Below are 13,971 nucleotides of genomic sequence, written 5' to 3' on the forward strand. Positions count from 1 at the left end.
CACATGCGATTGCCCTGCCCTCCAGGGGAGGGTGAAGAAAGATCGCGCTCCTAGCTACATTCACTTCACCAGCTCACATCCGCCTTCTGCCAGCGGGCGGAACGCCTGGTCCGCCGGAATCGTCGAGACCAGCTTGTAGTAATCATATGGATATTTCGACTCCTCCGGCTTCTTCACCTCGAACAGGTACATGGGGTGCACGACGCGGCCGTCCTGGCGGATCGTGGTATCGCCGAACAGCTTGTCCTTGCCTTTGAACTTCTTCATCTCGGGCACGACGTTCCTGCCATTATCGCTGCCGGTTGCCGCGACCGCATTGAGATAGGCGAGCGTGGAGGCGTAGACACCGGCCTGATTGCCGCTCGGCATCTTGCCGTTCATGCCGGGCCGGGCGGCAAAGCGTTTTGCGAACGCGCGGGTGTCCTCGTTCATGTCCCAATAGAAGGCTTCCATGAGCTGGAGCCCCTGGGCGACCTTGATGCCCATGCCGTGGATGTCGTTGATGAAGAGCAGGAAGGCGACGAGCTTCTGGCCGCTCTGCTGGATACCGAACTCGGCGGCCTGCTTCACGGCGTTGATGGTGTCGCCGCCGGCATTGGCGAGCCCGATCACCTGCGCCTTGGAGCTCTGCGCCTGCAACAGGAAGGACGCGAAGTCGGAAGTGCCGAGCGGATGCTTCGAGGAGCCGAGCATCTTGCCTCCGTGTCCTTCGATGTATTTCTGCGCCTCCGCCTCGATGCCCTTGCCGAGCGCATAGTCCACCGTGAGGAAATACCAGTCCTTGCCGCCGCGCGACATCATCGCGGCCGCCGTGGTGTTGCCGGTTGCCCAGGCGTCATTGACCCATTGGATGGTGTTGGGCGAGCAGGCCTTGCCGGTGAGATCCGAGCTTGCGGTCGAGGATGCCAGGAACGTCATGCGGCTGTCGCGCAGCAGGGCATTGATGGAGAGGCCGACCGCCGAGTTCGGCACGTCGACGATGGCATCGACGCCTTCGACGTCGAGCCATTTGCGGGCGATGGCGTTGCCGACATCGGCCTTGTTCTGGTGATCGGCATAGACGATCTCGACCTTGATGCCCTTGCCGCCGCCGTTGAAATCCTCCGCTGCCATGCGCGCGGCCTCGACCGAGCCCATGCCGTTGGTGTCCTGGAAGATGCCGGAGATGTCGTTGAGCACGCCGACCCGCACGACATTGTCCGATATCTGGGCGCTTGCGGCGCCGGTTGCCAGGCTCGCCGCCAGCGCGAGCGTCCACTTCAGACGTTTCATTATTCCCTCCCCTGTTGGATCGATTGCCGCGCCGGTCGGTGCCGGCGCGTTTGAGAAAAAATCAGACCTGCCGTTCGGGCAGCCTCAGCACGAGCCCATCGAGTGCGGGCGTGATCTTGATCTGGCAGGACAGCCGGCTGCTCGGCAGTCGCTCGCTCGCGGTACCATCGAGCAGCGCATCCTCGTCATCCGCCATGTCCGGCAGGCGCGCGAGCCAGCTGTCATCGACGTAGACGTGGCAGGTTGCACACATGGCGTTGCCGCCACATTCGGCCAGGATGCCGTCGAGGCCGTGGCGGGTCGCGGCCTGCATGGCACTCTCGCCGTCGCCGGTCTCGACGCGGTCGGACTTGCCGTCGGGATGGATGAAGGTAATGGCGGGCATGAGCTCCTCGTCAGACCGGGGTGATGGTGACAGGCAGGCTGTCGAGCCCGCGCAGCGTGTTGTTGAAGCGGCGCTTCGGCTCGCCGGTGATCTCGATCTTGGCGATGCGCCGGGCCAGCGCCGTCAGCATCACCTCGCCTTCGAGGCGGGCGACGAGCTGGCCGACGCACATGTGGATGCCGGAACCGAAGCCGACGTGGCCGGAGGTGCGGCGGGTGATGTCGTAGCTGCTCGGCTTGTCCCAGCGACGGGGATCGCGATTGGCGGCGGCCAGGAACATCAGCACTTTCTCGCCCTCGCCGATCCGCACGCCGGAGAGCTCGACATCGCGCGTGGTGGTGCGGAAGAAGGTCTGCACCGGACTTTCGAAGCGCACGGCTTCCTCGAAGGCGCCGCGTGCGAGGGTGAGGTCCTCGCGCAGGCGCTGCCATTGATCCGGGAACCGGGCGAGGCAATAGACCGCGGCCCCGATGCCGTTCACGGTGGTGTCGAGGCCGGCCGACAGCAGCGAGCGGACCAGGAGCGGCGCTTCGGTCGCGGTGATGGCGCCTTCGTCGACCTGCGCATGAATGCAGGCCCCAAAGCCGCCGGGCGCCAGGTTCTCGCGCTGGCACTGCTCGGCGACATAGGCCTGGTGCGGTGCCGAGCGTTCGATCGCCTCCTGGCGCAACTGGTTGGGTGGACCGAAGGCGTTGAACACCACGCCGGCATAGGGAATCAGATGCTCCCGCCCCTCCGGCTTCAGGCCGAGCGCATCCGGAAAGATCGAGAGCGGATAGGCTTCCGCAAGATCCGTGATCGCATCGAAGCTGCGTTTCTCCAGCAGCGCATCGACCCGCGCCTCGGCCGCTGCGGCAAAGCGATCGCGGACCTGCTTCATCACGGTGGGCGACAGCACCTTTGAGAGCACCGCGCGGGTGCGGGTATGCGCCGGCGGATCGGCCTCGAGGATCAGGCTCGGCGGCCGCCACGGCGTCTCCTTCTTGAAGTCGGACAGCCCGACGCCGCGGCTCGAGCAGAAGGTCGCTGGATCGTTCAGCACGGCGTGGACCTCGGCATAGCGCGCCACGCCGTAGACGTTCCACTTGTCGAGATAGACCACGGGGCCGGCTTCCCGCAGCAGCTCATGCGCGGGATAGGGGTCGGCAAAAAACGTCATATCGAAGGGATCGACGTCGAGATGCGGAATGCCTGATCCAGCGGGGCCGGATGCGGTCATGGAAGACCTCCCTCATTTTGATCTTGTGAAAGGGGGGCGCATGCCCTTAGGTCAGCGGGCCCGCCGCGAGTCAGAAACCCGACATGCCGCCGTCTTCGACCAGAGTCCGCCAGAAGCCCGCGCCCATGGATGTGGGACCGACGCTCGATCTCGACCGTTACGTCCCGGCGTTCATCACCTTCATCGCCAACAAGCTTTCGAACAGCGCGACCGCGTTCTATCAGAAGCAGTTCGGCGTCAACGTCACGGAATGGCGGATCATGTCGCTGCTGGCGATCGAACCCGGCATTCCGGCCTCGCGAATCTGCCACGTCATCGGCTTCGACAAGGGGCCGGTGAGCCGGACACTGGCAGGACTGGAGAAACGCGGGCTGGTGTCGATCCGCACCGACCCGAACGACGGCCGTACGCATTCGATCTCGCTGACGGCGAGGGGCCGCGCCACCCATGACAAGGTGATCGTCGCTGCGTTCGAACGTGAGCGGCGGCTGCTGTCCTGCCTCAGCAAGGACGAGCGCGAGGTGCTGATCGACCTGCTGCGCCGGCTGCACGAAAATCTCGGCGCGGTCACCGGCGGCACCGGGGCCTGACCGGCCGCGCGTCAGGCGGCACCCTCCGACAGTTCCAGGCATGCGCCGGCGTTTGCCGGCGGCAGCATTCGTGCCGAGCATCGTTTCCTCCAAAATCGGACGCGGCAGTTTCCCCGCCGTCATCGCTTCCTGGAACGGTTCGCACAAATTAGTTGCTTAGGCAACAAAAGAATCGACAGGATATTGCGACAGGATGCTGGCGTATTTGCCGAGCCGTCTCACCTTGCTTCCTTCTCCCCTTGTGGGAGAAGGTGGCGCGAAGCGCCGGATGAGGGGTTCTCTCCGCGACTACAACTGGCGATGTGGGCGCGGAGAGAACCCCTCACCCGTCTCTCCGCTACGCGGCGAGCCACCCTCCCACAAGGGGAGAGGGGAAGACAGGTCGGTTACAACCCGATCCACTTCCGCGACGCATCGTCATTCAACCGCGCCACCGCATCGGCACGCCGTGTCAGCACGGCGCGCTGGTTGATGTAGCCCTTGTCGGTGATCTCGCCGCCGTCGACCGATGGCGGCTCGGCGAGCAGCAGCGCGCGTGTGGCGTGGCCGGAGGAGTTTCCGCTCTGCTGTTTCAGCCTTGCCAGCCCCTGCGCCACCGCGCTCCTGACCTTGTCATGCGCCAGCACGTCGGCCACGTCCGCCGTCTCGGGCAGCCCCGCGTGCCCGCGGCAGGCTGCGATATTGGGAAACACCAGGAAGCGCACCTCGTCGCCGCCATGGCCGGTGACGACGATGTCCTGCGCGAGCGGCGCCAGCGCGGCGATGCCGGCGACTCGCAGCGTGCCGACGCTGACCCAGGTGCCGGAATTGAGCTTGAAGTCCTCGGCAACGCGACCGTCGAAGAACAGGCCGCGCTCAGGCCGCTCGGCGTCAGCAAGCTTCACGGCGTCGCCGATCAGATAGAAGCCCTCCTCGTCGAACGCCTGCCTGGTCAGCTCGGGCGCCTTCCAGTAGCCAGGCGTGACGTTGGGCCCGCGGACCCGCACCTCCAGCTTGTCGCCGGAGGTGACGAGTTTCAGCTCGGTGCCGGGAATGGGCACACCGATGTTTCCGGAGCGTTCGGCGAGGAAATGACAATCGGTGGCGAGCGGTGAGGTTTCGGTCGAGCCCCAGGCCGAGACCATCGGCAACGCACGGCCGACGGTCTCGATGGAAAGCTGCTCCAGGGCATCCCAGAGATTCTGCGGCAGCGCGGCGCCGGCATAGAAGGCGAATTTCACCTCGCCGAAGAAGCGGCGGCGCAGTTCCTCGTCGCTGCGCAGCGCCGCGATCAGCATGTCGAAGCCGCGCGGCACGTTGAAATAGACCGTCGGCGTCACGCTTCTGAGATTGGCGAGCGACGTCGTGAACAGGCCGGGGGCAGGCTTGCCGCCGTCGATATAGAGCGAGCCGCCATTGCGCAGCACGAGGTTGAAATTGTGGTTGGCGCCGAAGGTGTGACTCCAGGGCAGCCAGTCGAGGATGACGAGATTGCCGCGGCTCTCTTCGAGAAAAGTCCAGGTCTGCGCCTTGGCTTGCTGACTGGAGGTCAGCATACGCTGGGTGTTGATGACCGCCTTGGGCGTGCCGGTCGAGCCTGACGTAAACAGGAGTTTCGCGACCGTATCCGGCGTGAGCGCGGCAAAGGCCCTTGCGACGTCGGGCGTCTCGGGCGTTGCCGCAACGGTGCGGAAGGCGAGTGCGCCATCGTCATCGGCATTGCCGCTGATGATCTGCGCCTGGTGCAGCGGCTCAATAGCTGTCAGCGCTGCCGCGAATGGCTTGGTCGCGGAGACGTAGATCGCGCCCGGCTCGAGCAGCGCGATCATGCTCTTGAGCTTGTCGAAGTCCCTCGACATCAGCGAATAGGCGGGCGAGATCGCGGCCGAGGGCACGCCCACATGCTGGGCGGCAAGCGCGAGCAGCGCGTGGTCGATGCTGTTGTCGAAAAGAATCGCGAGCGGGCGCTCTGCGCAAAGACCCTGCCCCAGAATCCAGGATGCGGCGGCGCGCACCTTCCGCAGTGCCTGGGCATAGGTGACGGTGGTCCAGGGCGCTTCGACAGTGCCGCGTTCGGCCAGGAAGATCGCATCCGGCGTTTGCCTCGCCCATTGCTCCAACCAGTCGCCGACGCAACGCGCGCCGTCGCGCAACGGATCGGGCGATCGCAGCACGATGCTGCCGTCGGCGCGTTGCTCCGCGATCGTCCTTGGTGTTGCGAACAGGCCTGCAACGTCACCATCTGGGGCGACTGTCATGTGTTTCCTCCTCCGCCCGGATGTGGGATCGGCCGCAGCCTCGTCCGGGCCGCTTTGGCCATAATGTTGGGCACGGCAATTGTTGTCGTCAACAACAATCTTTCTCTCGGATCCGCGAGGCGCTAGGGTTGCGCGACAGGAGAGATCGACGTGACAGCCAGCGCAGCCCGGGCCGACGGCCGCCCCTCCCCACGCAAGCGCGCCGGGAACGGCGCCGCATCTCGCGACGTCACCGACGATGTCGGCCTCGACGCACTGGCCGGCCATGCCGGCTATGCGGTGCGGCGCTTCCAGATCTGGATCTTTCAGGACTTCATCAAGACGCTCGGCGAGGTCGACATCCGGCCGACGCAATATTCGGTGCTGACGGTGGTCGGCGCCAATCCGGGCCTGTCGCAGATGGCGGTGGCCAAGCGCCTCGGCATCGAGCGCGCCCGGCTGGTGCACCTGCTCGACAGCCTCGAACAGCGCAAGCTGGTGAAGCGGATCAAGTCCAGGAAGGACCGGCGCTCCCATGCCTTGCACCTCACGGCGCAGGGCGAGACCGCGCTGGCGAAGTTCAAGCGGCTCGCGGCTGAGCACGAGCGGCACGTCGAGGCGAAGATCGGCAGGGCGAACAGGGCGCACCTGCTCCGGATCCTCGCCGGCTTCACCTGACCCCGATCTGCCCATGATTTGGGCATATGCACGTCGCGGGTCGCCGGCGCGCGCGCTCACGCCCCTGCCGAAATATCTCCCAACCTACTGATCGTACGATAGTATCCCGGGCAATCGTCCTGCCCGGATAATGTACACAATGGCACATCGCTTGCTTCACTCCGGGTGAGGACATGTTGCCGGAGTTTTGTCGCCATGGGGGCTGAGCAGCCTGAAACGATCGCCGCGATTGTGGCCGCGCACCGCGCGGGCCGGCTTTCGCCGGCGCAGACGGTCGTGCGGGCCTATCAGCGCATCCGCGACCACAATGACCCCGCCGTGTTCATCAGCCTGCGCGACGAGAAGGACGCGATCGCGGAGGCCGAGAAGCTTGCCGCCCGCGCGGATGCCGCCAGTCTGCCGCTCTATGGTGTGCCGGTCGCGGTGAAGGACAATATCGACGCGCTGGGCTTTCCGACCACGGCCGCCTGCCCGGCCTTCTCCTACACGCCGGCGCACGATTCGACCGCCGTGGAGCGCCTGCGCGCCGCCGGCGCCATCATCATCGGCAAGACCAATCTCGACCAGTTCGCGACCGGCCTCGTCGGCGTCCGTTCGCCCTACGGCATCCCCAAGAACTCGATCCGCGAGGATCTCATTCCCGGCGGCTCGAGCTCGGGCTCAGCGGTCGCCGTCGGCGCCGGGCTCGTGCCGCTGTCGCTCGGGACCGACACCGCCGGCTCCGGCCGCGTGCCGGCGATGCTCAACAACATCGTCGGACTGAAGCCGAGCCTCGGCATGATCTCGACGGCAGGCCTCGTGCCGGCCTGCCGCACGCTCGACTGCATCTCGGTGTTCGCACTGACGGTGGACGACGCCGCCCTCGCGCTGTCGGTGATTGCGGGACCGGACCAGGCCGATCCGTTCTCGCGCGACCGGCCGCTTGGCGCGATCACGCCGTTGCCGGAAAACTTGCGCCTGGGCGTGCCGCGCAACGGGCAACTGATCTTCTTCGGCGACAAGAAAGCGGAAGCCGCTTACGGCGATGCACTGAAGCGATGGACTGCGCTTGGCGCCACATTGGTCGAGTTCGACCTCGAGCCGTTCTACGAGACGGCGCGCCTGCTCTATGAGGGTCCCTGGGTCGCCGAGCGTTATCTCGTGATCAAGGACCTGCTCGCCTCCGCGCCCGACACGATCCATCCCGTGACGCGCGAGATCACCGCCGCCGGCGCGCGGCTGACCGCGGCGGAAACCTTCTCGGCGCTCTATCGCCTGCAAGGGCTGCGCAAGACCGCCGAGCGGACGTTCGCCAATATTGACGCGCTGGTGCTGCCGACGGCACCGACGGCCTACACGACCGCACAGGTGCTCGCCAACCCGATCGAGCTCAACAGCCGTCTCGGCACCTACACCAATTTCGTCAACCTGCTCGACCTCTGCGGCCTCGCCTTACCCGCATCGATGCGCAGCGACGGCATTCCGTTCGGCATCACACTGCTCGCACCCGCAGGCCGCGATGCGCTGCTCGCCAGCATCGGCCGCGTCTTCCATGCGGATACCCAGCTGAGCCTCGGCGCAAAGGGCACGGCGCAAGCGCCGCTCGCGGCGCTTGCCACCAGTAGCAACGACGAAATTCCGATCGCGGTGGTCGGCGCGCACCTCTCCGGCATGGCGCTGAACGGCGAATTGACGGCGTTGAACGGAAAGCTGATCGAGGCGACGAAGACTGCGCCCGACTACAAGCTCTATGCGCTGAAGACCACGCCGCCGAAGCCGGGCCTGCTGCGCGTCGCAGCCGGCAAGGGCGCGTCGATCGAGCTGGAAATCTGGTCACTGTCGCCGTCCGCCTTCGGCAAGTTCGTCGACGCGATTCCCGCGCCGATGGCGATCGGCACGATCAGGCTTGCGGATGGCCGCAGCATGAAGGGTTTTCTCGTCGAGCCGGAAGTGCTGGGCGAGGCGCACGACATCACGGCGTATGGGGGATGGCGCGCCTTCATGAAGGAAGCCGCGACAGCGTAGGTCTCGTAGGGTGGGCAAAGCGACTTGTCCGCCGTAGCTCGAAGAGCGAAGGCGGAAGCGTGCCCACCATTCCGTCCATCATGAAGAAGATCGTGGGCACGGCGCTTTGCGCCTTTGCCCACCCTACGGCACCACGTGTGCGGCTACACCGACACCGCGTAGATCTCGTACTCCCCGCGCACCAATTCGATATGCGCGCGCATCGCCGCTGCCGCACCCTGCTTGTCGCCGCGCATGATGGCGACGACGACGCGGTCGTGCTCGGCTTGCGACTTGGCGAGGCGGCCGAGATTGCGGAACTGGGCGCGTCGAAACGGCTGCACCCGGACGCGGGTGGCGAGCGTGATCTCGGCGATGTAGCCGTTCTGCGAACCGGCGTAGATCGCGTTGTGGAAGCGCTCGTTGACCTCGTGGAAGCGCTCGGGATTGCCGGTGTAGCTCAGCACCCGCAGCTCCTCGTGGATGGCCTCCAGGCCGTGACGCTCGGCCGCCGACATGCGTTCGGCGGCAAGGCCCGCGCACAACGCCTCGAGCTCCGCCATCGCCTCGAACATGCCTTTCAGCCGCTCGACGGATGGCCGCGCCACCACCGCCCCGCGATGGGGCTGCGCCTCGACCAGCCCGCTCGCAACCAGCTGGCGCAGCGCCTCGCGGACCGGGGTGCGCGAGACGTTGAAGCGCCGCGCGATGTCGGTCTCGTCCAGCGGCGCGCCCGGCGCCAGCATCCCGCGCACGATCTCGTCGGCAAGTTGAAGACGCAGTTCCTCGGCGCGCGTGACCTTCTGCACCGATGGCAGTGCCCGGTCGACGCGGGGCACCACCGGCTCGGCCGGCAATGTTCCCCGCGGAAGATCATCAAGCGTCATACGGTCTCTTTCGGCTCGTCGATGATGCTGACATGAGCCGCGACGACGCGCCAGCCCTCCGGGAAGCGAATCCACGTCTGCATCTGCCGGCCGACCTTGCCGGGCGCCGTGTCGCGATAGAACAAGGTGGAGGCCACGGCCGTATCGCGGCCGTAGCTGGTGATCACCGTCCTTGCGGTGCGCCGGTTCAACCCGACCGGCGAGCGTGCGGCGCGGAAGCCGGAGATCGCCTCATAGCCGTAGAGGTTCTCGCCGATGCCGTAGCGCAGCGTACGGGGATCGTTGCGAAAGAGCTCGCCGAGCGCGGCGACGTCGTTGCTGACGAGGGCCTGCTCATAGCGCTCGAACGCGGCTTTGACTTCCGCGATCACCTCGGGGAGATCGATCTCCATCTCAAAATCCTCTTGGCGCGGGCGCCGCGACGACGCCCATCTTCTCCAATGCGTGCGCGACGCGCAGCGCGATGTCCTCGCGCCAGGGCGCACAGATGATCTGCACGCCGATCGGCAGCGGCTCGAGTGGCACGGGCACGGCCACGACCGGCAGGCCGATGAACGAGATCGGCTGGGTGTGGATGCCGATATTGGCGCGCACCGGCAGCTCGACGCCGTCGAGGTTGAAATTCACCTGGCCGAGTTTCGGCGCGGTGCAGGGCGTCGCCGGCGCCAGCAGCACGTCGACCGATCTGAATATCTCGGCAAGCTGCGCGCGATACCAGCGGCGGAATTTCTGCGCGCGATCGACCAGCGGGGCCGGCACCATGGCGCCCGCGATCAGCCGGTCGCGTACGGCCGGATCGAAGTCGTTCGGGCGCTTACGCAGGCGATCGAGGTGCAGCGAGGCGCCTTCGGTGGTGGTGATGACATAGGCCGCGGCACGGGCGCGCGAGGCTTCAGGCACGTCGATGACTTTCGTCGCACCAAGCGCCTTGGCAACGCGGCTGACGGCTTCGACCGCTTCCGGAAACACGTTCTTCTGGAAGTGACCGCCGGCAACGGCGATGCGTAGATCCGAGACCGGATTGGCGAGCAGCGGCAGCGTCGGTTCCAGCCCACGCGTGGTGCAGGCGGCATCGTCCGCATCCGGCCCCTGCATCACGTCATAGGCGAGCGCGAGGTCGGCGACGGAGCGCGCGAACGGACCGAGATGATCGAGGCTCGCCACGAACGGGAATGACCGCGCCCGCGACAACCGGCCATAGGTCGGCTTCAGGCCAAAGATGCCGCAGAACGACGACGGCACGCGGATCGAGCCGTTGGTGTCCGAGCCGAGCGCAATCGGAACCAGCGCGCCGCCGACGGCGCTGCCCGAGCCGCCCGACGAGCCGCCGCTCATCCGCGTGGTGTCGTGCGGATTGCGCGAGGGGCCGTCGTGGACGTTCTCGCCGGTGAAGTCGTAGGCGTATTCGCCCATGTTGAGCGCGCCGACGAGGACCGCCCCGGCCGCTTCCATCCGCTCGATCAGCGCCGCATCGCGCTTGGCGGGCGCGAGGTCGCGGTTGATCTTCGAGCCCGCGCGCGTCGAAAGGCCCGCGACGTCGAACAGGTTCTTCACCGCGAACGGCACGCCGGCGAGCGCGCCGGCTTTCTTTCCCGCCGCGATATCGGCGTCGATCGCGCGGGCTTTCGCGCGGGCACGCTCGGCGGTGACGTCGGTAAAGGCGTTGAGGACGGTGTCGTGCTGCTTGATGCGCGCGAGCGCGGCTTCGGTGGCATCGAGCGCGGACATCTTGCCGCCCGCAACCGCACTCGCGATCTCGGAGGCCATCATCTCTGGCTTGGTGGTCATGGCGGCATCAGGCCGTAAAGACGGGCGCCGGCTCGGTCTCGTCCGGCAGCGCGAATTCGTCGACGAGACGGGCGAGCCGCAGCGAGACCTCGAGGTTGGCGCGCACCGCGGGCCTCCAGGCCTCCTCGAGCGGCAGCGCCAGCGCCTTCGATACGGCGTCGATATAGTCGTCCAGGGGTTCGGCCATCACGCTCTCAACAATCAGTGCGCTCTTAGTGTGTCTGCAACGGCGGATGCGGGATCGCCGTCAGCAGCTCCTTGGTGTAGTCGTCCTGCGGATCGCTCAAGACCTTCTCGGAAGAGCCTTCCTCGACGATTCGACCCGTCCGCATCACAATGACACGATCGCACAACAAGCGCACCACATTCAAATCATGCGAGACGAACAGATAGCTCATACCTAGCCGCGCCTTGAGGTCCTGCAGCAGATTGAGCACCACGGCCTGCACCGAGACGTCCAGCGCCGCCGTCGGCTCGTCCAGGATGACCAGCTTCGGATGCAGGGCAATGGCCCGGGCGATGCCGACGCGGGCCTTCTGACCGCCGGACAATTGGTGCGGGAAGCGGTCGAGCAGGTTGTGCGGCAGGCCGACCATGGTGGCCAGTTCCTCGCAGCGGGCGCGGAGCGCGTCGCGCCCCCTGATGTCACCCAATTGCATGATCGGGTCGGCGATGGCGCGCACGGCGGTGAAGCGGGGGTTGAGGCTGTCGGTCGGATCCTGGAACACCATCTGGATACGGCTGCGCTGCGGCAACCGGGCGAAGGCGGCAGGAGCGATGCCGGAGATGTCCTCGCCGTCGAACTGGATCAGTCCGGAGGTCTGGTCGAGGAGACGCATCACCATCATCGACGTGGTCGATTTGCCGCAGCCGGATTCCCCGACGAGGCCGACGCTCTCGCCATGGCCGATCGAGAAGCTGATGCCGTCGACGGCGCGGAACACGTCCGGCTCGACCAGCGGCTTGCGGCCGAACAGCTTTCCGAGCACGGCGGTGGCGCCCTGGCGGGGATACTCCTTGATGAGCTTGTCGACGAGGAGGAGGGGCGCCTTCTCGCTCTCCCCGCTTGCGGGGTGAGAGGAGGGCTCCGCGAGCACGATGCTTGGAGAGTCCCCCTCGCCCGCCGCGGGTTCATCTTCCGGCAGCAGATCGCGCAGGTTCACGCCGAGCCGCGGCGTCGCGCGCATCAGCTTCTTGGTGTAGGGGTGCTGCGGATTGGCGAAGATGTCGGCGGCTTTCGCGGTCTCGACCACGCGGCCCTTCTCCATCACGACGACGCGGTCGCAATAGGCGGCGGCCAGGCCAAGGTCGTGCGTGATCAGGATGGTCGACATCGCGCGGCGCCTGGTCAGCTCGACGATCAGGTCCATCACCGCCTTCTGCGTGGTGACGTCGAGGCCGGTGGTCGGCTCGTCCGCGATCAGGAGCTGCGGATTGCAGGCGAGCGCGAGCGCGATCACGACGCGCTGGCACATGCCGCCCGAGAGCTCGAACGGATAGGCGTGGTAGCGCTCGCGCGGGCGGGCGATCTTGACCTGTTCCAGCGCCTCGATCGCCTTCTCGCCGTGATCGGCCACCTGGGCCTGCTGCACATGGGTGCGCAGCACGTCCTCGATCTGGTCGCCGACTTTGCGGATCGGGTTCAGCGCGGCGCGCGGGTTCTGGAAGATCATCGAGACTTCGCGGCCGCGCAGGTCGCGCATCTGGTCTTCGGTCGCGGCCTTGACGTCGATGCCGGAGAACATCACCGAGCCCTCCGCGATCCGTCCTGCGCGGTCGAGGATGCGCATCACCGCATAGGAGGTCACCGACTTACCGGAGCCGGACTCGCCGACGATGGCGAGCGTCTCGCCCTTGGCGACGGAGATGTTGACGTGCTGCACCGCCTTGACGATGCCGCGGCGGGTGGTGAATTCGACCGTGAGATCCTGGACGTCGAGCAGGGGCTGGGCGGTCATGCGGGCCTCCCGTCAGTCAAAAGTTCGAAAACAACCCCATGCACAGTAGAATGGCGACTGAAATCATTGGGGAATTTTTGACGACCGTCTGCCATCACGTCCTCCGCTGGGGATCGACGATGTCGCGCAGGCCGTCGCCGAGGAGGTTGAAGCAGAACACGGCGATCATCAGCGCAAGGCCAGGGAACAGCGCGATCCACCATTCGCCCGAGACCATGAAGCCCGCGCCTTCCGCGACCATGATGCCCCATTCAGCGGTCGGCGGACGCACGCCGAGGCCGATGAAGGACAGGCCGGCGGCGTTGAGGATGGCGTAGCCCATGGTCAGCGACATCTGCACGATCATGATCGGCATGATGTTGGGCAGGATGTGCACCAGCAGGATGCGGAACTCGCCGTTGCCCGACAGGCGCGCGGCCTGCACGAAGCCGGCGTTGCGGCGGACATTGGCCTCGGCGCGCGCGACGCGGGCATAGAGCGGGAAGTTCACGATCGCGGTGGCCAGGATGATGTTCTGCACGGTGTTGCCGAGCGCGGCGACGATGCCCATGGCCAGCACGAACAGCGGGAACGCCATGATGGTGTCGGCGATGCGGCCGACGATGCGATCGGTCCAGCCGCCGAAGTAGCCGGCGGCGATGCCTGCGAGCCCGCCCATCAGGAACACCAGCGCGACCGAGGCGACCGCGATGAAGACGTCGAGGCGCGTGGCAACGATCACGCGGCTGAAGATGTCACGGCCGAGCTGGTCGGTGCCGAACCAGTGCGCGGCGGACGGAGGCTTCAAGGCTGCAGCGGTGTCGGAGGCGAGCGGGTCGTAGGGAACCACGTAGGGACCGAAGATCGCGGCAATCAGGATCAGGATCAGCAGCGCGAAGGCGAATCCCGTGACCTTGTTCTCGCTGAGGACATAGCGGGTCTGTTCGAGGATCGCGACCAGTCCGGACGTGCGCGCGGGACCGACGGGTTCAACAGCAGGCGCAACGGAGCTCATG

The 13,971-nt window shown here is 66.4% G+C and carries 13 protein-coding genes; 3 read left to right on the plus strand and 10 right to left on the minus strand.

Going from position 1 to position 13,971, the window contains the following annotated elements; translation table 11 throughout:
• Window positions 1-60 precede the first annotated feature (60 nt).
• The 3 genes from XH96_RS38025 to XH96_RS38035 all read right to left on the minus strand — a co-directional run bounded on the left by XH96_RS38025 (window position 61) and on the right by XH96_RS38035 (window position 2,876).
• Window positions 61-1,272 carry an ABC transporter substrate-binding protein gene (locus tag XH96_RS38025; RefSeq protein ID WP_194390355.1) on the minus strand — a complete coding sequence of 404 codons (1,212 nt, stop codon included), beginning with the start codon at window positions 1,270-1,272 and terminating at the stop codon, window positions 61-63.
• 61 nt (window positions 1,273-1,333) lie between these two features.
• On the minus strand, window positions 1,334-1,657 hold the full coding sequence (locus tag XH96_RS38030) for a 2Fe-2S iron-sulfur cluster-binding protein (RefSeq protein WP_194390356.1): 324 nt from the start codon (window positions 1,655-1,657) through the stop codon (window positions 1,334-1,336).
• Window positions 1,658-1,667: 10 nt separating this feature from the next.
• A complete protein-coding gene (locus tag XH96_RS38035) occupies window positions 1,668-2,876 on the minus strand; it encodes a cytochrome P450 (protein WP_194390357.1) in 1,209 nt (402 codons plus the stop codon).
• A gap of 83 nt (window positions 2,877-2,959) precedes the next feature.
• On the opposite strand from XH96_RS38035, the gene XH96_RS38040 reads away from it, so the two are divergent.
• Window positions 2,960-3,466 carry a MarR family winged helix-turn-helix transcriptional regulator gene (locus tag XH96_RS38040; protein ID WP_194390358.1) on the plus strand — a complete coding sequence of 169 codons (507 nt, stop codon included), beginning with the start codon at window positions 2,960-2,962 and terminating at the stop codon, window positions 3,464-3,466.
• Window positions 3,467-3,852: 386 nt separating this feature from the next.
• On the opposite strand, the gene XH96_RS38045 is transcribed toward XH96_RS38040, so the two are convergent.
• Complete coding sequence (locus XH96_RS38045; RefSeq protein ID WP_194390359.1) at window positions 3,853-5,703, minus strand: feruloyl-CoA synthase; 1,851 nt, start codon at window positions 5,701-5,703, stop codon at window positions 3,853-3,855.
• A gap of 150 nt (window positions 5,704-5,853) precedes the next feature.
• Between XH96_RS38045 and XH96_RS38050 the strand changes: the two genes are divergently transcribed.
• Together XH96_RS38050 and atzF are read left to right on the plus strand one after the other, a co-directional pair.
• Window positions 5,854-6,360 carry a MarR family winged helix-turn-helix transcriptional regulator gene (locus XH96_RS38050; RefSeq protein ID WP_194390360.1) on the plus strand — a complete coding sequence of 169 codons (507 nt, stop codon included), beginning with the start codon at window positions 5,854-5,856 and terminating at the stop codon, window positions 6,358-6,360.
• A 195-nt stretch (window positions 6,361-6,555) separates the two neighbouring features.
• A complete protein-coding gene (atzF, locus tag XH96_RS38055) occupies window positions 6,556-8,364 on the plus strand; it encodes an allophanate hydrolase (protein ID WP_194390361.1) in 1,809 nt (602 codons plus the stop codon).
• A 143-nt stretch (window positions 8,365-8,507) separates the two neighbouring features.
• Here the strand turns inward: atzF and XH96_RS38060 are convergent, their stop codons facing one another.
• From XH96_RS38060 to XH96_RS38085, 6 genes are all read right to left on the minus strand, one after another.
• Entirely contained in the window at window positions 8,508-9,230 is a 723-nt protein-coding gene (locus XH96_RS38060; protein ID WP_194390362.1) for a GntR family transcriptional regulator, read from the minus strand.
• Window positions 9,227-9,622, minus strand: coding sequence for an oxalurate catabolism protein HpxZ (gene hpxZ, locus XH96_RS38065; RefSeq protein ID WP_194390363.1), 396 nt, complete (start codon window positions 9,620-9,622; stop codon window positions 9,227-9,229). Before hpxZ ends, XH96_RS38060 begins: the two co-directional genes overlap by 4 nt.
• Before the next feature lies 1 nt (window position 9,623).
• Window positions 9,624-11,018 carry an AtzE family amidohydrolase gene (locus XH96_RS38070; RefSeq protein WP_194390364.1) on the minus strand — a complete coding sequence of 465 codons (1,395 nt, stop codon included), beginning with the start codon at window positions 11,016-11,018 and terminating at the stop codon, window positions 9,624-9,626.
• 7 nt (window positions 11,019-11,025) lie between these two features.
• Complete coding sequence (locus XH96_RS38075; protein ID WP_194390365.1) at window positions 11,026-11,205, minus strand: DUF4089 domain-containing protein; 180 nt, start codon at window positions 11,203-11,205, stop codon at window positions 11,026-11,028.
• Window positions 11,206-11,230: 25 nt separating this feature from the next.
• Window positions 11,231-12,976: an ABC transporter ATP-binding protein gene (locus tag XH96_RS38080; RefSeq protein ID WP_194390366.1), complete on the minus strand. Its 1,746-nt coding sequence runs from the start codon at window positions 12,974-12,976 to the stop codon at window positions 11,231-11,233.
• Window positions 12,977-13,070: 94 nt separating this feature from the next.
• On the minus strand, window positions 13,071-13,970 hold the full coding sequence (locus XH96_RS38085) for an ABC transporter permease (RefSeq protein ID WP_194390367.1): 900 nt from the start codon (window positions 13,968-13,970) through the stop codon (window positions 13,071-13,073).
• Window position 13,971: the final 1 nt, after the last annotated feature.

Source organism: Bradyrhizobium sp. CCBAU 51765, assembly GCF_015291725.1.
GTDB classification, from domain to species: domain Bacteria; phylum Pseudomonadota; class Alphaproteobacteria; order Rhizobiales; family Xanthobacteraceae; genus Bradyrhizobium; species Bradyrhizobium liaoningense.

Bases quoted from the DNA above. Each gene is read 5' to 3' on its own strand.
- atzF (WP_194390361.1), top strand. From the start codon at position 6,556: ATGGGGGCTGAGCAGCCTGAAACGATCGCCGCGATTGTGGCCGCGCAC.
- XH96_RS38045 (WP_194390359.1), bottom strand. From the start codon at position 5,703: ATGACAGTCGCCCCAGATGGTGACGTTGCAGGCCTGTTCGCAACACCA.
- XH96_RS38040 (WP_194390358.1), top strand. From the start codon at position 2,960: ATGCCGCCGTCTTCGACCAGAGTCCGCCAGAAGCCCGCGCCCATGGAT.
- XH96_RS38070 (WP_194390364.1), bottom strand. From the start codon at position 11,018: ATGACCACCAAGCCAGAGATGATGGCCTCCGAGATCGCGAGTGCGGTT.
- XH96_RS38085 (WP_194390367.1), bottom strand. From the start codon at position 13,970: ATGAGCTCCGTTGCGCCTGCTGTTGAACCCGTCGGTCCCGCGCGCACG.
- XH96_RS38080 (WP_194390366.1), bottom strand. From the start codon at position 12,976: ATGACCGCCCAGCCCCTGCTCGACGTCCAGGATCTCACGGTCGAATTC.
- XH96_RS38025 (WP_194390355.1), bottom strand. From the start codon at position 1,272: ATGAAACGTCTGAAGTGGACGCTCGCGCTGGCGGCGAGCCTGGCAACC.
- XH96_RS38030 (WP_194390356.1), bottom strand. From the start codon at position 1,657: ATGCCCGCCATTACCTTCATCCATCCCGACGGCAAGTCCGACCGCGTC.
- XH96_RS38035 (WP_194390357.1), bottom strand. From the start codon at position 2,876: ATGACCGCATCCGGCCCCGCTGGATCAGGCATTCCGCATCTCGACGTC.
- hpxZ (WP_194390363.1), bottom strand. From the start codon at position 9,622: ATGGAGATCGATCTCCCCGAGGTGATCGCGGAAGTCAAAGCCGCGTTC.
- XH96_RS38060 (WP_194390362.1), bottom strand. From the start codon at position 9,230: ATGACGCTTGATGATCTTCCGCGGGGAACATTGCCGGCCGAGCCGGTG.
- XH96_RS38075 (WP_194390365.1), bottom strand. From the start codon at position 11,205: ATGGCCGAACCCCTGGACGACTATATCGACGCCGTATCGAAGGCGCTG.